General features: G+C 70.6%; 16 protein-coding genes and 1 tRNA gene. 9 read left to right on the top strand and 8 right to left on the bottom strand.

Annotation, left to right across the window (positions count from 1 at the left end; genetic code table 11):
* Positions 1–110: 110 nt before the first annotated feature.
* The 5 genes from AC3CBB_RS06105 to AC3CBB_RS06085 all read left to right on the top strand — a co-directional run bounded on the left by AC3CBB_RS06105 (position 111) and on the right by AC3CBB_RS06085 (position 5,155).
* Positions 111–1,238: an LLM class flavin-dependent oxidoreductase gene (locus AC3CBB_RS06105; RefSeq protein ID WP_488626717.1), complete on the top strand. Its 1,128-nt coding sequence runs from the start codon at positions 111–113 to the stop codon at positions 1,236–1,238.
* Positions 1,235–1,885, top strand: coding sequence for an FMN reductase (locus tag AC3CBB_RS06100; RefSeq protein ID WP_488626354.1), 651 nt, complete (start codon positions 1,235–1,237; stop codon positions 1,883–1,885). The genes AC3CBB_RS06105 and AC3CBB_RS06100 overlap by 4 nt, the downstream gene beginning before the upstream one ends.
* Before the next feature lie 111 nt (positions 1,886–1,996).
* Positions 1,997–2,836, top strand: a complete 840-nt coding sequence (locus AC3CBB_RS06095; protein WP_488626353.1) for a DUF1684 domain-containing protein — start codon at positions 1,997–1,999, stop codon at positions 2,834–2,836.
* Between the two features lie 36 nt (positions 2,837–2,872).
* A complete protein-coding gene (locus AC3CBB_RS06090) occupies positions 2,873–4,501 on the top strand; it encodes a bifunctional 3'-5' exonuclease/DNA polymerase (protein WP_488626352.1) in 1,629 nt (542 codons plus the stop codon).
* 135 nt (positions 4,502–4,636) lie between these two features.
* Complete coding sequence (locus tag AC3CBB_RS06085; RefSeq protein WP_488626351.1) at positions 4,637–5,155, top strand: DUF3145 domain-containing protein; 519 nt, start codon at positions 4,637–4,639, stop codon at positions 5,153–5,155.
* Between the two features lie 278 nt (positions 5,156–5,433).
* On the opposite strand, the gene AC3CBB_RS06080 is transcribed toward AC3CBB_RS06085, so the two are convergent.
* The 6 genes from AC3CBB_RS06080 to aceE all read right to left on the bottom strand — a co-directional run bounded on the left by AC3CBB_RS06080 (position 5,434) and on the right by aceE (position 13,215).
* Positions 5,434–6,669, bottom strand: a complete 1,236-nt coding sequence (locus AC3CBB_RS06080; RefSeq protein ID WP_488626350.1) for a beta-ketoacyl-[acyl-carrier-protein] synthase family protein — start codon at positions 6,667–6,669, stop codon at positions 5,434–5,436.
* 86 nt (positions 6,670–6,755) lie between these two features.
* A complete protein-coding gene (locus AC3CBB_RS06075; protein WP_123504706.1) occupies positions 6,756–7,004 on the bottom strand; it encodes an acyl carrier protein in 249 nt (82 codons plus the stop codon).
* Between the two features lie 135 nt (positions 7,005–7,139).
* Positions 7,140–8,147 carry a beta-ketoacyl-ACP synthase III gene (locus tag AC3CBB_RS06070; RefSeq protein WP_488626349.1) on the bottom strand — a complete coding sequence of 336 codons (1,008 nt, stop codon included), beginning with the start codon at positions 8,145–8,147 and terminating at the stop codon, positions 7,140–7,142.
* Positions 8,144–9,082 carry an ACP S-malonyltransferase gene (locus AC3CBB_RS06065; protein WP_488626348.1) on the bottom strand — a complete coding sequence of 313 codons (939 nt, stop codon included), beginning with the start codon at positions 9,080–9,082 and terminating at the stop codon, positions 8,144–8,146. Before AC3CBB_RS06065 ends, AC3CBB_RS06070 begins: the two co-directional genes overlap by 4 nt.
* A 79-nt stretch (positions 9,083–9,161) precedes the next feature.
* Positions 9,162–10,463, bottom strand: a complete 1,302-nt coding sequence (locus AC3CBB_RS06060; protein ID WP_488626347.1) for a PucR family transcriptional regulator — start codon at positions 10,461–10,463, stop codon at positions 9,162–9,164.
* A gap of 7 nt (positions 10,464–10,470) precedes the next feature.
* Positions 10,471–13,215 carry a pyruvate dehydrogenase (acetyl-transferring), homodimeric type gene (aceE, locus tag AC3CBB_RS06055; protein WP_488626346.1) on the bottom strand — a complete coding sequence of 915 codons (2,745 nt, stop codon included), beginning with the start codon at positions 13,213–13,215 and terminating at the stop codon, positions 10,471–10,473.
* 214 nt (positions 13,216–13,429) lie between these two features.
* Here aceE and AC3CBB_RS06050 point away from each other — a divergent pair, with 214 nt between their 5' ends.
* Positions 13,430–13,903, top strand: coding sequence for a peroxiredoxin (locus AC3CBB_RS06050; protein WP_123504701.1), 474 nt, complete (start codon positions 13,430–13,432; stop codon positions 13,901–13,903).
* 172 nt (positions 13,904–14,075) lie between these two features.
* On the opposite strand, the gene AC3CBB_RS06045 is transcribed toward AC3CBB_RS06050, so the two are convergent.
* Complete coding sequence (locus tag AC3CBB_RS06045) at positions 14,076–15,401, bottom strand: acyltransferase family protein (RefSeq protein ID WP_488626345.1); 1,326 nt, start codon at positions 15,399–15,401, stop codon at positions 14,076–14,078.
* 96 nt (positions 15,402–15,497) lie between these two features.
* Between AC3CBB_RS06045 and AC3CBB_RS06040 the strand changes: the two genes are divergently transcribed.
* A tRNA-Val gene (locus AC3CBB_RS06040) sits at positions 15,498–15,570 on the top strand.
* Between the two features lie 54 nt (positions 15,571–15,624).
* Positions 15,625–17,358 (top strand): hypothetical protein, encoded by a 1,734-nt coding sequence (locus AC3CBB_RS06035; RefSeq protein WP_488626344.1) that lies wholly within the window; start codon positions 15,625–15,627, stop codon positions 17,356–17,358.
* A gap of 10 nt (positions 17,359–17,368) precedes the next feature.
* Here the strand turns inward: AC3CBB_RS06035 and AC3CBB_RS06030 are convergent, their stop codons facing one another.
* Positions 17,369–18,991: a GH25 family lysozyme gene (locus AC3CBB_RS06030; protein WP_488626343.1), complete on the bottom strand. Its 1,623-nt coding sequence runs from the start codon at positions 18,989–18,991 to the stop codon at positions 17,369–17,371.
* A gap of 193 nt (positions 18,992–19,184) precedes the next feature.
* Here AC3CBB_RS06030 and AC3CBB_RS06025 point away from each other — a divergent pair, with 193 nt between their 5' ends.
* Complete coding sequence (locus tag AC3CBB_RS06025; RefSeq protein ID WP_488626342.1) at positions 19,185–20,501, top strand: hypothetical protein; 1,317 nt, start codon at positions 19,185–19,187, stop codon at positions 20,499–20,501.
* Positions 20,502–20,526 lie beyond the last annotated feature (25 nt).

Below are 20,526 nucleotides of genomic sequence, written 5' to 3'. Positions count from 1 at the left end.
GACCTCTTCCGAGAGGCCGGGAATTTCTGCGTCCGGGCCGCGTTGAACCGAACTGTATGCAGACGCATACAAACGGAGGTAGGGTAGAGGTCATGAGCAACGAGAGCGGCATGCAGTTCGGAATCTTCAGCGTCGGCGATATCACCACCGACCCCACGACCGGCGTCACGCCGACCGAGCACGAGCGCCTGAAGGCGATGATCACCATCGCCAAGCACGCGGAGGAGGTCGGCCTCGACGTGTACGCCGCCGGCGAGCACCACAACCCGCCGTTCGCGAACTCGAGCCCCACGACGCTCCTCGCGATGATCGCGGCACAGACCGAGAAGATCATCCTGAGCACGGCTACCACGCTGATCACCACGAACGACCCGGTGAAGATCGCCGAGGACTTCGCACTCCTGCAGAACATCACCGACGGGCGCGTCGACCTGACGCTGGGACGCGGCAACACCGGCCCGGTCTACCCGTGGTTCGGCAAGGACATCCGCCAGGGCATCAACCTCGCCATCGAGAACTACGCCCTGCTGCACCGCCTCTGGACGGAGGAGGTCGTCGACTGGAAGGGCCACTTCCGCACCCCGCTGCAGGGCTTCACAGCCACGCCGCGCCCCCTCGACGGCATCGCGCCGTTCGTCTGGCACGGCTCGATCCGGTCCACCGAGATCGCCGAGCAGGCCGCATACTACGGCGACGGGTTCTTCGCCAACCACATCTTCTGGCCCGCCTCGCACACCGCTCAGATGGTGCAGCTCTACCGCGAGCGGTTCGAGCACTACGGACACGGCAAGGCCCACCAGGCCTACGTCGGCCTCGGCGGCCAGGTCTTCATGGCCAAGAACTCGCAGGACGCGGTCAGGCAGTTCCGGCCGTACTTCGACAACGCCCCGGTCTACGGCCACGGACCCTCGCTCGAGGACTTCACCGCGCAGACGCCCCTCACGGTCGGCAGCCCGCAGGAGGTCATCGACCGCACGCTCGGCTTCCGCGGCTACGTCGGCGACTACCAGCGTCAGCTCTTCCTGATCGACCACGCCGGCCTGCCCCTCAAGACCGTGCTCGAGCAGCTCGACCTGCTCGGCTCCGAGGTGGTGCCGGTGCTCCGCCGCGAGTTCGCCATCGGGCGTCCAGCCGACGTGCCGGATGCACCCACGCACGCGAACCAGGTGGCTCGCGCCGCCGAGGCGACTCCGGCTGTCTCCTCGGCCGACCCCGCAGCTGTCCCGGCGCTCCGATGAGCGCCGCACCCTCGGGCCTGCCGGCCAAGCGCATCGCCGTCGTCTCGGCCGGGCTCAGCCAGCCCTCGTCGACCCGTCTGCTCGCCGACCGCCTCGCCGAGGCCACGACCCGCGGCCTGGCGTCGCTCGGGGAGTCGGCCGACGTCGAGGTGATCGAGCTGCGCGATCTGGCGCACGACATCACCGACAACCTGCTGACCGGCTTCCCGTCGCCGGCCCTCGAGGCGGCCATCGCGGCCGTCACGAGCGCTGACGGCGTCATCGCCGTCAGCCCGGTGTTCACGGCGTCGTACAGCGGCCTGTTCAAGTCGTTCTTCGATGTCGTCGACAAGGATTCGCTCGCAGGAACTCCGGTCCTCATCGGCGCCACGGCCGGCTCCCCGCGCCACTCCCTCGTGCTCGACCTCGCCCTCCGGCCCCTGTTCGCGTATCTGCGCTCGGTCGTCGTGCCCCTCGGCGTCTTCGCCGCATCGGAGGACTGGGGCTCGGGCGACGAGACCACCACGACCCTCCCCGACCGTGTCGCCCGCGCCGGCGAGCAGCTCGCCGAGCTCGTCGCCGGTCACACGACGCGCCGCCCGGGTGCGTTCGACGCCGACGCCGTCGTGCCGTTCGAGGAGCAGCTCCGGCGCCTGTCGGCCGAATAGCAGGCCCGCCCCCGTCGGATCGGCACGGCCCCTCCCGATCCCGGGAGGGGCTGTGCCGTCTCGGCGGGGGCAGCAGGAAATGTCGGAGGCCTCCCGTACGTTGGGCCCACCATGAACGACACCGCCATCGCCTCCGCCACCGCCGAACTCGAGCGCTACCGCCAGCGCCGCCGTGAGCGAGCCACCGGCCCGCAGGGCTTCCTCGCCCTGACGAACACGCAGTGGGTCGACTCGGCGCAGCCGGTGTGGGGCGTGCCGGGCACCTGGGCTCCGGCGCCGAAGGGCCTCGGCGGCCTCGCCCTGACGGCGACGGAGGCCGACGGCGTCGTCGTCGACGGCGACGTGGTCGACGGCACGGTCTACGTCGCCGGCGACGACGCCATGGTGCCGTCGACGCTCCGCTTCGCGTCGGGGGCGACCGGCACCGTCATCGCCAACGACGACCGCTCGTCGTACGCCCTCCGGGTGTGGGACACCTCGTCCGACGCCGCGCAGGCGTTCGGCAGCGTCGACTCGTTCGACTTCGACCCGTCGTGGGTGGTCACCGCCGACTTCGTCCCTACCGAGGAGGGCGCGCAGGTCGACATCCGCCACCAGAAAGACCTCGAGCTGAGCCGCCCGCAGCCGTTGCCCGGCCTGATCCGCTTCAGCCGCGACGGCGTCGACTACGAGCTCGCCGCCTTCCCGTCCGGCGACGGCGACCGCCTGCAGCTCGTGTTCGGCGATGCGACGAACGGCGACAGCACCTACTCGGTCGGCCGCTTCCTCTTCCCGACGCCGTCCGACGACGGCACGATCACGCTCGACTTCAACCGCGCGGTCCTTCCACCCTGCGCCTTCTCGTACAACTTCAACTGCCCGATCCCGCCGAAGCAGAACCGCTTCGCGATCCCGATCGAGGCCGGCGAGAAGAACGTGCTCGCGAAAGACGGCTCGCTGCTTCACGCCTAGGCTGACGACATCCCGCGCGCCGGTAGAGTCGAACGTATGTTCACCGTGCTCGCCCGCCTGCCCGGCGAGGGGGTTCGGGCGACGCCGGTGACGCGGGGGCGCGGCGGCGCACTGGAGGTCGGCGAGGGGCGCGAGTTCCTGCCGTCCGAGATCGATGACGTGATCGTCGAGGGCGAGCACGCGGCGACGCGCTGGGTGTGGGACGACACGGCGCGCTGGTACCCGCGGCTGCTGGAGCGCGGCCTCCGGGTCGAGCGCTGCGTCGACCTCCGGCTGCTGCATGCGATCCTGCGGCGCTCCGCCTTCGCCGTCGGCGCTGAGATCCACGGGGAGGCCCCGGGCGTGTGGGACGCCCCTCAGGCCGCTCCGCACGACTCCGGCGCGCTGTTCGTCGTCGAGCCGGAGTCGCTGCCCGACCCCGTGGGCGAGTTCCTGCGCCAGAGGGCCGCGATCGAGGCCAGCGTCGAGCGACCGCGACTGGAGCTGCTGGCGGTGGCCGAGTCGACGGGCGCGCTGATCGCCGCCGAGATGCGGCACCGGGGCATCCCGTGGTCGGCTGAGCGCCACGACGACCTGCTCACGACCCTGCTGGGGCCTCGGTCGTCGATCGGCGCACGGCCGGCCGCGATGCAGCGCGACCTCGCCGAGATCCGCGTGGCCCTCGCATCACCCGACCTCAACCCCGACTCGCCCGGCGAGCTGCTGAAGGCCCTTCGCGGCGCCGGTCTCGACGTGCGGACCACCCGCCAGTGGGAGCTCCGGGAGCTGGAGCATCCCGTCATCGAGCCTCTGCTCGCCTACAAGAAGAAGCAGCGCCTGTTCGCCGCGAACGGCTGGGCGTGGGTCGACGAGTGGATCGTCGGCGGGCGGTTCAGGCCGGAGTACGTCCCGGCCGCCGCCGCGACGGGCCGGTGGGGCACCTCGGGCGGCGGAGCGCTGCAGCTGCCGAAGGCCGTGCGCGGCGCGGTGATCGCCGACGACGGCTGGACGCTCGTCGTGGCCGACGCGTCGCAGCTCGAGCCGCGGATCCTGACCGCCCTCTCGCGCGACCGGGCCATGGCCCGGGCCGGCGCCGGAGACCTCTACGAGGGGATCGTCGCGACCGGGGCCCTGGCCACGCGCGCCGAGGCGAAGGTCGCCATGCTGGGCGCGATGTACGGCGCGACCTCGGGCGACGGCGGCCGCCTCATGCCCCGCCTCACGAGAGCGTTCCCCGACGCGATCGCGTTCGTCGAGAAGGCGGCGCGCGAGGGAGAGCACGGGGGAGTGGTGCACACCCTCCTCGGCCGGACGTCGCCCAAGCCGGGTGGCGAGGCGCTCCCGCCGGAGATGGGCACCGGAGACGTGGGCACCGCTGAGCGTGCCTGGGGCCGTTTCACGCGCAACTTCGTCGTGCAGGGCACCGCCGCCGAGTGGGCCCTGTGCTGGATGGGGTCGTTGCGGCGCCGTCTGGCCGAGCGCTTCGGCACCGACGACGACGCGCCGCACCTGGTGTTCTTCCTGCACGACGAGGTCGTCGTGCACGCGCCCGAGCAGAGTGCGGCCGAGGTCGCGGGCCTGGTCGAGGAGGCCGCGGCGGAGGCCGGGCGCCTGCTGTTCGGGTCGGCTCCGGTGCTGTTCCCTGTCACGGTGGCGACCGTGCGCTCGTACGCCGATGCCAAGTAGAGGGCGATTCCGGGTTCCCGGGGATTACACAGTTGTGATTTCCAGGCTTGATCGGCCATAATTCACACAGAACCACCACGAAGCATCCGTTCACCAGGTCGATGGGGAAGTCGCACCTAATCGAACGGAGGAATCGTGGCTGCAACAACCAACACTGCGTCGGTGGCGCAGGGCGTCCTTTTCGTCCACTCGTCCCCACGTGCTTTGAGCCCGCATGTCGAGTGGGCTGCTGGTCGAGCCCTCGGCCGTGCGGTCAACTTCACGTGGGCTGATCAGCCTGTCCTGAAGGGCTCGCTTCGCGCTGAGTTCCACTGGGAGGGCCCCGCCGGCACCGGCGCCGCCATCGCGTCCGCGTTGCGCGGGTGGGAGCACCTGCGCTATGAGGTGACCGAAGACCCGTCTGACGGGGCTGACGGCGGGCGCTGGATGCACACGCCCGACCTCGGCGTCTTCTTCGCGCAGACCGACTCCGTGGGCAACACGGTCGTGCCCGAAGACCGGATCCGCTACGCGATGGAGATCGCAGGATCGAACACCCTCGAGCTCCACCGCGAGCTGCGTCTCGCCCTCGGCCAGGCGTGGGACGACGAGCTGGAGGCGTTCCGCCACGCCGGCGAGGGCAACCCCGTCGTGTGGCTCCACAAGGTCGGCTAGACGCGTCAGACTGCACCACGTGCGGCCCCATCGACACGGGGGCGTGCAAGACGAAGGCCCGGTCGCGAGACCGCGCCTTCGTGCGTCCGCCAGACCACGGATCGGCCGCAGGCGGCCGCCGCTCAGACGGCGGTGGTGGTCACCGGAGACGCCGGACGACCGGAGCCTGTCGAAGGTCCGGCGCCGCAGGCGACCGCCGCTCAGACAGCGGTGGTGGTCACCGGAGACGCCGGACGACCGGAGCCTGTCGAAGGTCCGGCGCCGCAGGCGGCCGCCGCTCAGACGGACCTGAGGGCGACGACCGCGTTGTGCCCGCCGAACCCGAACGACGTCGAGATCGCCACGATCGGCTCGTCGCCGATGGCGCGCGGCTCGGTGACGAGGTCGATGTGGATGCTGTCGTCCATCTGGGTCGTATTGATCGTCGGCGGCAGCGTCTTCTCGGCGAGGGCCTTGACCGTGAACGCGGCCTCGATCGCCCCGGCACCGCCGAGCAGGTGACCGGTCGACGACTTGGTGGCCGAGATCGCGATGCTGCCGAGATGGTCGCCGAACACGCGCTCGAGGGCGCGGATCTCGGCGATGTCGCCGACGGGCGTCGAGGTCGCGTGGGCGTTGATGTGTGCGACGTCGGTGCGCTCCACTCCGGCGCGCTCCAGGGCGTTGATCACGGCGCGGGCGCCACCGGTGCCCTCCGGGTCGGGAGCGGTGATGTGGAAGGCGTCGCTGGTGACGGCGCCGCCGAGCAGCTCGGCGTAGATGCGGGCACCGCGGGCGAGGGCGTGCTCCTCGGTCTCGATGACCAGGGCGGCACCGCCGGCGCCCAGGACGAAGCCGTCGCGGGTGACGTCGTAGGGGCGCGATGCAGTGGCCGGGTCGTCGCTGCGCGAGGAGAGAGCGTGCATCGCCGCGAAGGCGGCGAGGGGGAGCGGGTGGATCGAGGCCTCCGACCCGCCGGCGATGACGATGTCGGCATCGCCGTTCTGCAGGTGGTCGTACGCATTGGCGATCGACTCGGTGCTGGAGGCGCAGGCCGACACGACGGTCCGGGCACCGGCACGGGCACCCAGCGCCATCGAGACGGCGGCGGCCGGGCCGTTCGGCATGAGCATGGGGATCGTCATCGGGAGGACGCGGCGGGCGCCCTTCTCGCGGAGGGTGTCCATGCCGTCCGTCAGGGTCCAGATGCCCCCGATGCCGGTGGCCCAGTCGACCAGGAAGCGCTCGGGCACGACCTCGGGTGATCCTGCGTCCGCCCAGGCCTCGCGCGCAGCGATGAGCGCGTACTGGCTGGAGGGGTCGAGGCGCTTCGTCTCTTGACGGGTCAGCACCTCGTCGGGCGAGACCTTGACGCTGCCCGCGAAGCGGATGGGGAGGTCGTACGTCTCGACCCACGGCTCGTCGACGGTGCGGATGCCGCTCTCTTTGGCGAGCAGCGCGGTCCAGGTGTCGGCGAACGTTCCGCCGAGGGGGGTGGTCGCACCGATGCCGGTGACGACGATCTTCTTGGTCACAATGGTCTCCTAAACGATCGGGGCGACAGGCCCCGGAAACAGCGCTCGGCCCGCGCCGAGACGACGCGGGCCGAGCTGCGGGACGACTAGCCCTGAGCCTTGGTGATAAAGGTCACGGCGTCGCCGACGGTCTTGAGGTTCTTGACCTCGTCGTCGGGGATCTTGACGTCGAACTTCTCTTCGGCGTTGACGACGATCGTCATCATCGAGATCGAGTCGATGTCGAGGTCGTCGGTGAACGACTTGTCCATCTCGACGGTGTCGGTGGCGATACCGGTCTCGTCGTTGATGAGCTCGGCCAGGCCGGCCAGGACTTCTTCGGTGGACTGTGCCATTGTTGTTCTCTCCTTGAGGTGTCGTTGTGACCGGGGTAAATCCTATTGCACGGTGTCAGCGCGGGTGCACGGCACGCTGGACCGGTGGTTTTCGAAGGGCTCCGCTCGGCTTCGAGGGCGCAGGAACTCGGGCCCCTACGGCAGCACGACCACCTGGGCCCCGAACACCAGGCCGGCCCCGAACCCGATCTGGAGCGCGAGTCCGCCCGAGAGCTCCGGGTGCTCCGCGAGCAGGCGGTGCGTGGCGAGCGGGATGCTCGCCGCCGAGGTATTGCCGGTGGTCTCGATGTCGCGCCCGATCACGACCGTGTCGGGCAGGCCGAGCTGCTTCGCGAACTCGTCGATGATGCGCATGTTGGCCTGGTGCGGCACGAAGGCAGCGAGATCGGAGGCCTGGATGCCGGCCTTCTCGAGGGCGAGCTTCGCGGCCTTGGCCATCTCCCACACGGCCCAGCGGAAGACCGTCTGGCCCTCCTGGCGGATGGTCGGCCAGGCGATGTCGCCGGCTCCCTCGCGGTAGGCGCGGGTCGTGGCGGTCATGCCGATGGTGTCCCACTTCGACCCGTCGGAGCCCCACACGGTGGGCGAGATGCCGGGGGTGTCGCTGGGGCCGACGATCGCGGCGCCCGCGCCGTCGGCGAGGAGGAACGAGATGGAGCGGTCGGTCGGCTCGATGATGTCGCTGAGCTTCTCGGCGCCGACGACGAGGACGTACTCGGCGATACCCGACTTGATGAGGGCGTCGGCCTGGGCGATTCCGTAGGCGTACCCAGCGCAGGCGGCGCTGATGTCGTAGGCCGCGGCGGGGTTGGCCCCGACGCGCTCGGCGAGGAGCGCCGCCATCGACGGGGTCGGCACGGTGTTGCTGATCGTCGCGACGAGCACGGCGCCGATCCGCGACGGGTCGATGCCGGCCTTCTCGATGGCCTCGCGCGACGCGGTCTCGGCGAGGTCGATGGCCTCGACGTCGCGGCTGGCGCGCATGCGGGTGATGACGCCGGTGCGCTGGCGGATCCACTCGTCAGACGAGTTGATCGGCTCGATGATGTCGGCGTTGGGCACCACAACGTCGCCGCGCGCGGCGCCGAACGAGTAGATGCGCGTGAACTCGCGGGTGGGGTTCTGGAGGAGGGTCGGGGTCATGAGGCTGCTCCCTGCAGGAGGTCGACGGCGGCCCGGAGGTCGTCGGGGGTCTTGATGGCGACGGTCGGAAGCTTCTCGCCCGACGGGCTCTTCAGACCGCGCTTGGCGAGGCCGACGAGGGCTCCGGCGGGGGCCAGCTCGATGAGCCCGGTCACGCCCGCGGCGGTGAACGACTCCATCGTGCGGTCCCAGCGGACGGGCGAGGCGACCTGGTCGACGAGCAGGTCGACGAACCGGCGGCCGTCGGCGATCTCGGACCCGTCGAAGTTGGTCCAGAGGCGCGTCGTCGGGTCGGACGTGGCGATGGCGGCTGCGGCCGTGCGCAGGGGGTCGACGGCCGAGCCCATGTAGCGGGTGTGGAAGGCGCCGGCCACCTGGAGGGCGATGACGCGGGCCTTGGCCGGAGGCTCCTCGGCCAGGCGGGCGAGGGCGTCGAGCGCACCCGCCACGACGATCTGGCCGCCGCCGTTGAAGTTGGCGGGCTCGAGGCCCAGCTCTGCGAGCTTCGCCAGGACCTCGGTCTCGTCGCCGCCGAGGACGGCGCTCATTCCGGTGGGCTCCGCGGCCGCAGCGGCCGCCATGCCGGACGCCCGGACGGTGACGAGGGAGACCGCGTCGGCCTCCGACACCACGCCGGCGAGAGCGGCGGCGGTGAGCTCGCCCACCGAGTGGCCGGCGACTCCGGCGACGGCGGAGCGGTCGACGCGGTCGAACAGCGCGCGGGCCGTCACGAGGCCGGCGGCGACGATGAGCGGCTGCGCCACCGCGGTGTCGCGGATCGTGTCGGCGTCAGACGAGGTGCCGTGCGCGACGAGGTCGACACTCGATGCGTCCGACAGCTCTTCGAGCTGGGCGCGCGCCGCGGGGTCGTCGATCCAGGGAGTGAGGAAGCCGGGGGTCTGCGATCCCTGGCCGGGAGCTACGAGAACGATCACCGGACCATCCTGCCAACCAATCGAGCCACGGCGCTGTGGCGACTCGACCAAGAATCCGGCCGAGCGTTGTATGAGTCGCTCACTTGGCGGCGCCTCCGCGCTTAATTCGACGCGTCGGGGTGTCGGGATCGGCGATCGAGCCCAGGATCAGGGCGGCCTGCAGGATCAGCGCCTCGCGGGCGCCGGTGGCGTCCCACCCGATCACGTCGGTCACGCGCTTGAGGCGGTACCTCACCGTGTTGGGGTGGACGAAGAGCTCTCGGGCCGTCGCCTCGAGGGATCGGCCGTTGTCGAGGTAGCACCAGAGCGTGGTCAGCAGCTCGGACGAATGCGCCTTGAGCGGCCGGTAGATGCGGTTCACGAGCGTGGTCCGGGCGACGGGATCGCCGGCGAGGGCGCGTTCCGGCAGGAGGTCGTCGGCCTGAGCCGGTCGGGGTGCGTTGCGCCAGGCACGCGCCACGGCGAATCCGGCGAGAGCGGCCTTGGCGCTGCCGGACGCGTCGACGAGCCCGGGCACCTCGTGGCCGAGGACGAGCGGCCCGTCGCCGAAGCCGGGCTCGAGTGCCTGCGCGATCTCGGTGAATGACGGATGCAGCTTGGCGGTCGCCGGCGCGGCGGTGATCGGAGACGAGGCGACTCGTCCTGCCGGATGACCACCGTCGGCGGCCGTCGTGCTGAGCTCGTCTTCGGCGTCGGACTCGGCGCGGCCGATCACGAGGACCAGCCGCGACCCCTGAACGCCGATGAGCACGTCGGCGTCGAGGTGCCGGGCGGTGCGGCGCAGCACGTCGACGTCGAGCATGCGCGGGGCCGTGCCCACGAGCACGGCGACCTCGCCGTGGCCGTGCCAGCCGAGGGCCGCGATGCGCGACGGCAGCTCGTCGTCGTACTCGCCCGAGAGGATCGAGTCGACGACCAGGGCCTCGAGCCTGGCGTCCCACAGGCCGCGCGCTTCGGCGGCGCGGGCGTACACGTCGGCCGCGGCGAATGCGATCTCGCGCGAGTAGAGCAGGATCGCCTCGCGGAGGTAGCTGTCGCGGTCTTGCACGCGGTCTTCGACCACCTCGCAGGTGACGCGGATCAGCTGCAGGGTCTGTTGGAGGCTGACGCTCCGGAGCAGCTCGCGAGGAGCCGCTCCGAACACGTCCGCCGCGATCCACGGCGTCGCCTTGGGGTCCTCGAACCAGCTGATGAACGACGAGATTCCGGCCTGGGCGACGAGGCCCACGGCCGAGCGCCGCCCTGGTGGCATGGAGCCGTACCAGGGCAGCGTCTCGTCGAGCTTCTTGATCGTCGCGGTGGCGAACTCGCCCGAGACGGCCCGAAGCCACGCCAGCGTCTTCTTCTTGGCCGCCGGGTCTTGAGTGCGCGGGGCGCTCACGACCGGATCAGCTCTCCCCGCCGGCCGACCCCGAGGTTCCGGCCGTCACCTCGTGCAGCTGGTAGCGGTCGATGGCCTGCTGCACGACGCTCGGGTCGACCTCGCCGCGCTTGGCGAGAGCCTGCAGCGTGCGGACCACCATCGACGGGCCGTCGATCTTGAAGAAGCGTCGGGCGGCCGGACGCGTGTCGGAGAACCCGAAGCCGTCGGCGCCGAGCGTGTAGTAGTCGCTCGGGACGAACTGGCGGATCTGGTCCTGGACGGCGTGCATGAAGTCGGAGACCGCGACGACCGGCCCCTCGGCACCCTGCAGCTTCTGCGTCAGGTACGGGACTTTCGGCTCGTCGTTCGGGTAGAGGAAGTTGTGCTCGTCGGCGGCGAGGCCGTCGCGGCGCAGCTCGGTCCAGCTCGTGACGCTCCAGACGTCGGCCGCGACGTTCCAGTCCTCGGCCAGGAGCTGCTGCGCCTCGAGCGCCCACGGGACGCCGACGCCCGAGGCGAGGAGCTGCGCGCGCGGCCCCAGGTTCTGCGCCTCGGAGATGCGGTGGATGCCCTTGACGATGCCCTCGACGTCGACGCCCTCGGGCTCCACAGGCTGCTGCATCGGCTCGTTGTACACCGTGATGTAGTACATGACGTTGGGGTCGGGGTGGCTCGCGTTGCCCTGGTCGTCGGTGCCGTACATGCGCTCGACTCCGGCCTTGACGATCTGGCCGATCTCATAGCCGTACGCCGGGTCGTAGCTGACGACGGCCGGGTTGGTCGAGGAGAGCAGGTGCGAGTGTCCGTCGGCGTGCTGCAGGCCCTCGCCGGTGAGCGTGGTGCGGCCGGCGGTGGCGCCGATGATGAAGCCGCGTGCCATCTGGTCGCCCGCGGCCCACATGGCGTCGCCGGTGCGCTGGAAGCCGAACATCGAGTAGAAGACGTAGACCGGGATCAGCGGCTCGCCCTGCGTCGAGTAGCTGGTGCCCGCAGCGGTGAAGGCCGCGAAGGCGCCGGCCTCGTTGATCCCGACGTGGATGATCTGGCCCTGCGGGCTCTCCTTGTAGGCCAGGAGCTGCTCGCGGTCGACCGACGTGTAGGTCTGGCCCTTGGGGTTGTAGATCTTCGAGGTCGGGAAGTACGCGTCCATGCCGAACGTGCGCGCCTCGTCGGGGATGATCGGGACGATGCGGTGGCCGAAGCCGGGTGCGCGCAGCAGGTCTTTCAGGAGGCGCGCGAACGCCATGGTCGTGGCGACCTCCTGCTTTCCCGAGCCCTTCTTGACGACGCCGTAGGCGGCCTCGTCGGGCACGGGGATCTGCGTGAACTTCGATCGGCGCTCGGGGATGTACCCGCCGAGCTCGCGACGGCGCGCCTGGAGGTACTCGATCGCCTCGTCGTTCTGACCGGGGTGGTAGTACGGCGGCAGGTACGGGTTCTCTTCGAGAGTCGCGTCGGTGATGGGGATGCTCATCTCGTCGCGGAACTTCTTGAGGTTGTCGAGTGTCAGCTTCTTCATCTGGTGGGTCGCGTTGCGGCCCTCGAACGACGGGCCCAGGCCGTAGCCCTTGACCGTCTTCGCCAGGATGACCGTGGGCTGGCCCTTGTGCTCGACCGCCGCCTTGTAGGCCGCGTAGACCTTGCGGTAGTCGTGGCCGCCGCGCTTGAGGTTCCACACGTCGTCGTCGGAGTAGTTCTTGACGAGCTCGAGGGTGCGCGGGTCGCGGCCGAAGAAGTTCTCGCGCACGTAGGCGCCCGACTCGGCCTTGTACGTCTGGTAGTCGCCGTCGGGGGTGCGATTCATCAGGTTGACGAGCGCGCCGTCGTCGTCGCGGGACAGCAGTTCGTCCCACTCGCGACCCCAGACGACCTTGATGACGTTCCAGCCGGCTCCGCGGAAGAAGCTCTCGAGCTCCTGGATGATCTTGCCGTTGCCGCGGACCGGGCCGTCGAGGCGCTGCAGGTTGCAGTTGATGACGAAGTTCAGGTTGTCGAGGCCGTCGTTGGCCGCCACCTGGAGCTGGCCGCGGCTCTCGACCTCGTCGAGCTCGCCGTCGCCGAGGAACGCCCAGACCTGCTGGTCGGAGGCGTCCTTGATGCCGCGGTTGGTGAGGTACTTGGCCTGCTGGGCCTGGTAGATCGCGTTGATCGGTCCGAGGCCCATCGACACGGTCGGGAACTGCCAGTAGTCGGGCATGAGCCGCGGGTGCGGGTACGACGACAGGCCGTCGACGCCGTGCGACTTCTCCTGGCGGAATCCGTCGAGCGCGTGCTCGTCGAGGCGGCCCTCGAGGAAGGACCGGGCGTACATGCCGGGGGAGGCGTGGCCCTGGAAGAAGATCTGGTCGCCGCCGCCGGGAGCGCCCTGCGCACGGAAGAAGTGGTTGTAGCCGACCTCGTAGAGAGCGGCCGACGAGGCGTAGGTCGAGATGTGGCCGCCGACCGAGATGCCGGGTCGCTGCGCGCGGTGCACGGTGATGGCCGCGTTCCAGCGGATCCACTTGCGGTAGCGGCGCTCGAGGTCTTCGTCGCCCGGGAACTGGGGCTCGTTCTCGGGGGCGATCGTGTTGATGTAGTCGGTGGTCGGCACCATCGGCACGTTGACGTGCAGATCGCGCGACCGCGACAGGAGACTGAGCATGATCTCGCGAGCGCGCTCGTGGCCGTGAGTCGCGACGAGGGCGTCGAGCGACTCTCTCCACTCCGCGGTCTCTTCGGGATCCCTGTCGAAATCGTCGACCGAATACGGATCCTGATCGTTTACCGACACCCTTGACCTCGTTCGTTTTGTAGGCAGACACAGTCGTGTCGAGCACATCATCGTCCGGGGGTGGGGACGGGTCGGGCCCGACGACAACACTCTACTGACTCCGGCCGGGAGCGCCTCTCAGTCGCAGTCCTTGCATTCCCGGAGCGCAGGCGTAGCATTGCCAGCCGTGCCTCGCGCCACCTCTGCGAGCCACGATCTGAGAGGACAACACAGCATGGCTCTGGAGAACGACGTCCGGGCTCCCGACTTCGACCTGCCGAACCAGTACGGCGAGCACGTCCGTCTGGCCGACTTCCGCGGCGTCAAGCCAGTCGCCCTCGTGTTCTTCCCGCTCGCCTTCTCGAGCACCTGCACCACCGAGCTGTGCCAACTCCGCGACAACATCGCCCTCTTCAAAGACCACCGGATCGAGCTCATCGGCATCTCCGTCGACTCGAAGGCGACGCTCCGATCGTTCGCCGAGACCGAAGGCTACGACTTCACGCTTCTCGCCGACTTCTGGCCGCACGGCGAGGTCGCGAAGGAGTACGGCGTCTTCCTCGAGCACAAGGGCTTCGCCAACCGTGCGACGTTCCTGATCGACATCGACGGCGTGATCCAGGAGCATTTCGTCACCGCGCCGGGTCAGGCGCGCGACATGGCCGACTACCGGGCTGCGCTCGACGCGCTCGTGCCCGTGGGCGTCTGATCCGCTTCCTGAACTGAGCCGCTTCCTGAACTGAGCGTCATCCTTGCCCAAGGACGAGGGCGCGCTTCGCGAGGATCTCGCCCCGTGAGTGCGAGCCCCACGAGGAAGCGCGGAGTTCCTGCGCCCCCTCACAAGGACGAACCCCTCGAGCGTCCTTGCGAGCAGAGCGGTTCTAGCGCAGGAACTCGCTGACGACCGCCTCGCCCGGCCTCGCCGGCGCGTCCGCGCCCGCCCGCCGACGCCCGAGCAGCCAGAGTCCGAGCGGCAGGGCGAGCGCGCCGATGACGGCGAGCCTCAGGTCGAGGCCGTCGAGCATGACGGCGAACGGCGGTGCGATCAGCAGGACGGCCGCCACCGCGATGACCCACGCCGCAGGACCCCGACGCCCCGCTGGCAGCGCCGCCGGCGGCTTCTCGAGCCGGCCGACCACCAGCGAGACGGCGAAGGCCAGGCCGATGACCGCGAGGTACATCGGGATGCGGGTCAGCCACCAGACCCGCGATCCCGGGTCGGGGAAGGGCGCGCCGACCGCGAGCAGGGCGCCGTTGACGATGATCAGCAGCGGCAGGTGCCACAGGTAGACGGTCATGCCGCGGCTGCCGACCAGAAAGACGACGGCCCGCGCCGCCTTCGTCTGCATGAGCCGCGCCAGAGCCGGGCGGAGCAGCCGCAGCAGGCAGAGCTGAGCGATGGCCAGCAGCATGAGCGGCGTCATCGGCGGGTTCAGGTCGACGAGCATGTTGGCCGACCAGCGGTGCGATCCGGTGAGGGGGAGCATCGCGAGGTACGCCGCCGCCGCCACGACGATGAGGACGACCGGCCGGGCGCGCTCCAGCCAGCCCGCCGCGTAGGCGAAGCCGAGCTGCTGCGCGAAGAGCCACACGAAGACGAGGTTGAGCAGCCCGACGTTCGTCACGTGGGTCTGGTAGCGGACGACGTCGACCGCGAAACCGCCGACGAACAGGACGATGAGCGTGACGACCGGGCGTGTCGCCTGAAGGTGCGCCATCGCGGGCACGAACAGCTGCGTGATGCCGTAGGCGGCGAGGAACCAGAGCGGGGAGCCGATGCCCGCGGCCGTCTCGTCGAGGACCCCGGCGTCGACGCCGAGCGCGGTCGCCACGAGGAGGCCGACCGCCAGGAACACGTAGATTCCGGCCGCCGGGCGTCCCAGGCGCTGCAGTCGTCCGCGGACGTAGTCGCCGGCGTCGCCGCCGCGGCGTCTCGTCGACGCCCACGCCGTGGCGCTGGCGAACCCGCCGACCACGAAGAACAGCGGCATGATCTGCCCGACCCAGGTGGCCGCGTCGAACCACGACTCGCCCTCGAGGGGCCTGGTGGTGACGATCCCGCCCGACGCGTCGACACCCACGCCGACCATCAGCACGTGGATGACGACGACGAGGAGCACGCAGGCGACCCGGGCGAGGTCGACAGTAAGGTCTCGACCCGACAGATCCGCGCCGCCCCCGCGCGAACCCTGAGCAGCAGCGTTCATGACGGCACGCTAGCCCGCCGCGCCCCGAAAGCGCATCATCCTCTCGGCCGGTCTTGGCTAGCATGGACCCTGCGCACGCTCCCGACGGAGTGCTGCGGGCCTTTAGCTCAGTTGGTAGAGCGCCACGTTTACACCGTGGATGTCATCGGTTCGAGCCCGGTAGGGCCCACTCCCGCACCCGCAGTGCCACGCCCCGCCACCCGCACCCGCTAGGGTGCCGCACGTGACCACCGTCGAGAGCAGCACGCCGGCGGAGGCCGCCGTGCCGCGCCGACATCGACTGCGCCTCGAGACGACGGCGGCCGTGTCTGCCGTGACGGTGACGGTCGCGCTCCTGCTGTTCCTCGGGGCGACGCGCAGCTCGCCGGTGTTCTTCGGCGACGAGATCGGCTACCTCGCCAACGCCATCGCGCTGGCCGGGGGGCCGCACCTGCAGCTCGACGCCGGCTCGTACTACCCGGGCTGGTCGTTCGTGCTGGTGCCGCTGTGGTGGGCGTTCCGCGACCCGCTGGCGATGTACCAGGGCGCGGTCGTGCTCTCGGCGCTGTCGCAGGTCGCGACGATCCCCGTGCTCGCGCTCCTCGGCCGACGCCTCGGTCTCACGACCGGGCAGTCGCTCCTCGCCGCGTGCGCCGTCGTCGCCCTTCCGGCGCACGCCCTCCTGGCGGGATTCGCCCTCGCCGAGAGCTTCGCCGGCCTCCTCGTCGCCGCGACCGCCCTCGCCGTAGTCGCCGCCGCGCAGACCGGCGACCGCCGCTGGTTCGCGGCCGCCGGTGCCCTTGCGGGCGCCGCGTTCGTCACCCACGGCCGCCTGGCGCCGCTCGTCGCGGCCACTCTCGTCTGGGCAGCCCTCCTCCTCTGCCGCAAGAACCGGCGTGCCGCCGCCGCCCTCGCCCTCCCCGCCCTGCTCGTCGCAGGGGCAGGCTACGCCGTCTACCGCCATCTCGAGCTCACGGTCTACGGATCGACGGCCCGCGAGTCGACGGGGATCGCCCGCCTGCTCGGCAGCGAAGCCGGCCCGACGGCGCTCGGCGGCAGCGGCCAGGCCTGGTACGCGCTGGTGGCGACGGCGGGCCTGGCGATCCCGGGCGTGCTGCTCGGCGTGCGGGCCGTGGTCGCCGAGGTGCGGGCGCGCCGGTTCGGGTGGGCGTCGTGGGGCGCGGTCGCGTTCCTGGGCCTCGTCGCCATCGGCGTCACCTACGTGAGCCACGCCGTCGGCCGGAGCGAGCGCCTCGACCTGTTCTTCTACGGCCGGTACCTGCAGCCGGCGACCGACCTGGTCGCCCTCCTGGGGCTCGTGCAGCTCGTGCGGCTGAGACCCCGGCACCGGTTCAGGAACTCGGCCCTCGTTCTCGCGTCCCTGATCGCCGCCGCCGCGGCCTACTGCCTGCTCGCGGCCGCCGCCGTGCCCGCCTCGCGCGAGACCCGGGCCGGCTGGAACGCCATGAACGTGCTCGGACTGTCGCCGTTCACCTGGCACCACGGCCGCGAGGTCACAGTGCCCGCGGTGCAGGCCTCGCTCGTCGCCGCAGCGGCCCTGGCTCTGCTGCTCGTGCTCCGAAGGATCCCGCGCGGCCCGACCTGGATGCTGACCGCCGCAGTCGCTCTCGCCCTCGCGGGGTCGATCGTCGGCCAGGCGCGCACCGTCGTGCCCGCCTACTCCTCGTACGCGAGCGCGTTCGTGCTTGCGCCGCTCGTCGAGAAGGAGCCCGGCGCCAGCGTCTCGTTCGACGTCAGGCGCAACCCGCTCCGCCCCGTCACCGGCACCGCCATCAGCCAGAACGCGTACCAGTTCTTCCTCGCGCCGACCGTCGTGCCGGTCATCGACACCGGCGACGCGATGCCGACGACCGACCTCGTCATCACGCGCAGGAACTGGCCGGCGGGCATAGCCGCCGGCTGGAGGCTCATCGCCAACGACGCCCGCTACGACAACTCGCTGTGGGCGAGGCCCTGAGCCGTCGGGGTCAGCCGAGGAACGTGCGCGAGCCCCAGCTCGTCGTCGTGCCGACGGCCTTGCGGGACGGGAACGGGTTCGCGGAGTCGCCCGTGCCGGCGAAGACGTACATCTGGCCCGACTTGCCGATGGCCATCAGGTCGGCCTTGCCGTCGCCGGTGAAGTCGCCGGGCGTGAAGATCTTCGTGTAGTTGCTCCAGCCGGTCTGGGGCACGGTCGTCTTGACGAGGCCGGCGACGGTCGGGATGTGCGTGTAGAGGGCGAGACCGCCTGACGAGTCGCGAGCCAGCAGGTCGGAGTACCCGTCGCCGTTGAAGTCGGAACCGCCGACGACCAGGTTCTTGGAGTTCCAGCCGGAGGCCAGCTGCACGCGGCCGCTGAACCTCCCGGTCTTGTCACCGAGGTAGAGCCACAGGACGCCGACCTTGTCGACCGCGGTGATGTCGGCGTAGCCGTCGCCGTTGAAGTCACCCGCCGACGCGATCTTCGTCATGGTCGACCAACCCGACGCCGCGGTCACGCGCGTGCCGAGCGAGCCCTTCGGGCTGACGGGGAAGTAGTACAGCGAGCCCGAGGTGCCGCGCGCGTAGAGGCCCGGGTTGCCGCTCGACGTCGCCGTGCCCACGGCGGCGAACGCGTTGTACGAGTTCATGCCGGTGCCGAGCGACACGTTGGCGGGGGAGAGGAAGGCGCCCTTTCCGTCACCCCGGTAGTCGTAGAGCGTGCCGGTCGAGGTGATCGCCAGGATGTCGGTCCTGCCGTCGGCGTTGTAGTCGTGCAGGCGCGTCGTCGGCGTGTTGGTGAACTGGTACGTCGGATCGGCCAGCAGGCGGAGCGACGTCATCGTGCCGTTGTAGGCGTCCTGGTCGCCGGGGAAGGGCGACTCCTTGTCGGAGTACTGCCAGAGGGACCACGCCGCCCAGTTCTTCGGGACCGCTCCGGGGCCCGCGGCGGCGTTCGACGTGTACTTCGCGAAGAACAGCGGGTTGGCGGTGAAGCTGGTGGTCGAGCTGCCGACGCACCTGGCCCAGAAGTCGGCGTTGGTGTAGATGACCGGGATGCGGGTCGTGTTCTTGGCGACCTGAGCCGAGAACGCGGAGATCCACGAGCGCATCTCCGACTGCGACATGTCATAGCAGGCACCGATGTCCGGCTGCTGGGCCTTCGTGTTGACCTCGAGGTCGAGCATCGGCGGCAAAGTCGATCCGCCGGGCGACCAGAGCGCCCCCTGCGGCGTCTTCGACCTCTGCGAGTTGAAGTAGTCGGCCTGCTGCACGGCGCGGCCGGCGTTCGTCGAGGCGGTCCCCACGTTCGGCGCAGCCAGGTGATAGGCGCCGCGGACGTAGCCGGCCTTGAGAGAGCCGTTCCACTGCGCAGCGAAGTTGTCGTTGACGACCTTCACACCACCGCTGGCCTTGATGTACACGAACCGCGCCTTGTACGCGCCGCTGTAGAGCGACGACCACTTGGCGTCCGAGATCGCTCCCTGGTACTGGCTGACGTCGAAGCCGCGGATGCCGGTCGGTGCGGTGGTGGCGGCATCGGCCGGCGCGACCCCCGCGACGGCGACGAACCCGGACACGACGAGACTCGCGAGGCCGACGATGGCGACGCGACGAATGGAACGGTGCATGGAGCGATTCCCCCTGTTGGTGCGATGGTCGTCTTCAGCGTACGTCGCGGATCACTCCGTTCCCACCCGTCTGCAGGATGACCTGCCCGAGGCCGTCCCTCGCGCCACCGCCTGACGCCGGAGCCGGGCGGGTTAACCCGCTCCCCGGCGCGTCCCCCCGCCGACGGCGGCAGGGAGCACATATCATTCCGCCATGAAGTACCAGCGGGAATCGAGTGTGGCGGGGACGGTGACGGCCATCATGGACGCTGACGAGCACCCGATCCGACACGCGATCTACACTCCCGCCGACGGCGTCCCGATCGTCCGTGCGGATGACGATCCCGCCTTCATCGAAGACACGCTGCCCCGGTCGCCGCGGTCCGCGTTCGACGCCGCGCCGGCGACTCCGGTCGCGCCCGAGCCCGACGAGACCAGGCCCAGCGAGACCAGGCCCAGCGAGACCGAGCCCGACGAGACCGAGCCCGACGAGGCGTTCCCCGAAGAGACCGTTCCGTACGCTCCCGGCGACGTCCCCGAGCCGATCGACGACGGGCTGACCGACGAGGAGCGCGGATACCCGATTCCGCCTCAGCGCGGGTCCCTCGACGACGACGTCCTCGTGCCCCTGGTCGAGCGCCACACCACCGACACCGCGACCATCGACCTCATCGGCATCGTGCAGGCTCAGATGAAGCTCCGACTCGCCGAGGCGCGCCGCTTCGCCGAGTGGGAGGCGCAGATCCAGCGGATCGGCACCGACGAGGCACTCGAAGAGCTGGAGCGGACCCGACTGCACTTCACAGGCGTCATCCCGATCCAGACCGGCCCCACCGTCATCTCGATCGTGCAGTCCCCGCCGCCCGTGCTCATCACGATCGACCAGGCCCCGACCGGCGAGGCCCTCGTGCCCGAGCGCATCCTGCCGGTCATCGAGACGTCCCCGATCATCCCCGCCGGCACGGTGCCCGACCCCGCAGTGAGCACCAACGCGCACGTCGAGCGCGCACGCATCTCGGATGAGGAGCTGCTCGACACTCCCGGCGAGGCAGCCCCGGCCTCTCGGGCCGCCGCGAAGCCCGCCCCGTCGTCGCTCACGCTGACGCGCACGGCGATCCCCGCCCTCTCCGTCCTCGCGGCGCTGGTCGTGATCGCCGGCATCGTCACCACCGCCGTCGGAGCACCCCTCGCGGTGTCCGGCGCCCTGGCGGCGGTCTCCGTCCTCGCCGCCGCCTGGCTCGGCATCGTCGCGGGCCGTCAGGCTCTCCGGCTCCGCTCCTCGGGGGCGGCGACCGGCCGCACCGGCGCCGCGCTGGTCGCGGGGCTCGTCCTCGGCACGGCCGTCGGCGAGGGCCTCGTCACCTCGCCCGCACCCGAGTTCGCCTGGCAGGGCTACCTGCTCTCGCTCGCGAACGTGCAGGGCGTCGACACGCTCCTGTCGGTCGTCGCCGGCTGCGTCGCGGCCCTGGTGCTCGCGTTCGTCGTGGTCGTCGTCGTGGACCGCACGAGCGAGTCCGCCCCGGCGTCGTAGGCGTCCTGGGCGCGAGGTCCGCGCA

The organism is Frondihabitans sp. OV104 (assembly GCF_057787745.1).
This window is presented reverse-complemented; position numbering and strand designations above follow the sequence as displayed.

What these genes read in the sequence shown, in the direction of transcription:
- AC3CBB_RS06105 (WP_488626717.1), top strand. Translation starts at nt 111, where the DNA reads ATGCAGTTCGGAATCTTCAGCGTCGGCGATATCACCACCGACCCCACG.
- AC3CBB_RS06100 (WP_488626354.1), top strand. Translation starts at nt 1,235, where the DNA reads ATGAGCGCCGCACCCTCGGGCCTGCCGGCCAAGCGCATCGCCGTCGTC.
- AC3CBB_RS06090 (WP_488626352.1), top strand. Translation starts at nt 2,873, where the DNA reads ATGTTCACCGTGCTCGCCCGCCTGCCCGGCGAGGGGGTTCGGGCGACG.
- AC3CBB_RS06030 (WP_488626343.1), bottom strand. Translation starts at nt 18,991, where the DNA reads ATGCACCGTTCCATTCGTCGCGTCGCCATCGTCGGCCTCGCGAGTCTC.
- AC3CBB_RS06050 (WP_123504701.1), top strand. Translation starts at nt 13,430, where the DNA reads ATGGCTCTGGAGAACGACGTCCGGGCTCCCGACTTCGACCTGCCGAAC.
- AC3CBB_RS06045 (WP_488626345.1), bottom strand. Translation starts at nt 15,401, where the DNA reads ATGAACGCTGCTGCTCAGGGTTCGCGCGGGGGCGGCGCGGATCTGTCG.
- AC3CBB_RS06095 (WP_488626353.1), top strand. Translation starts at nt 1,997, where the DNA reads ATGAACGACACCGCCATCGCCTCCGCCACCGCCGAACTCGAGCGCTAC.
- AC3CBB_RS06070 (WP_488626349.1), bottom strand. Translation starts at nt 8,147, where the DNA reads ATGACCCCGACCCTCCTCCAGAACCCCACCCGCGAGTTCACGCGCATC.
- AC3CBB_RS06075 (WP_123504706.1), bottom strand. Translation starts at nt 7,004, where the DNA reads ATGGCACAGTCCACCGAAGAAGTCCTGGCCGGCCTGGCCGAGCTCATC.
- AC3CBB_RS06025 (WP_488626342.1), top strand. Translation starts at nt 19,185, where the DNA reads ATGAAGTACCAGCGGGAATCGAGTGTGGCGGGGACGGTGACGGCCATC.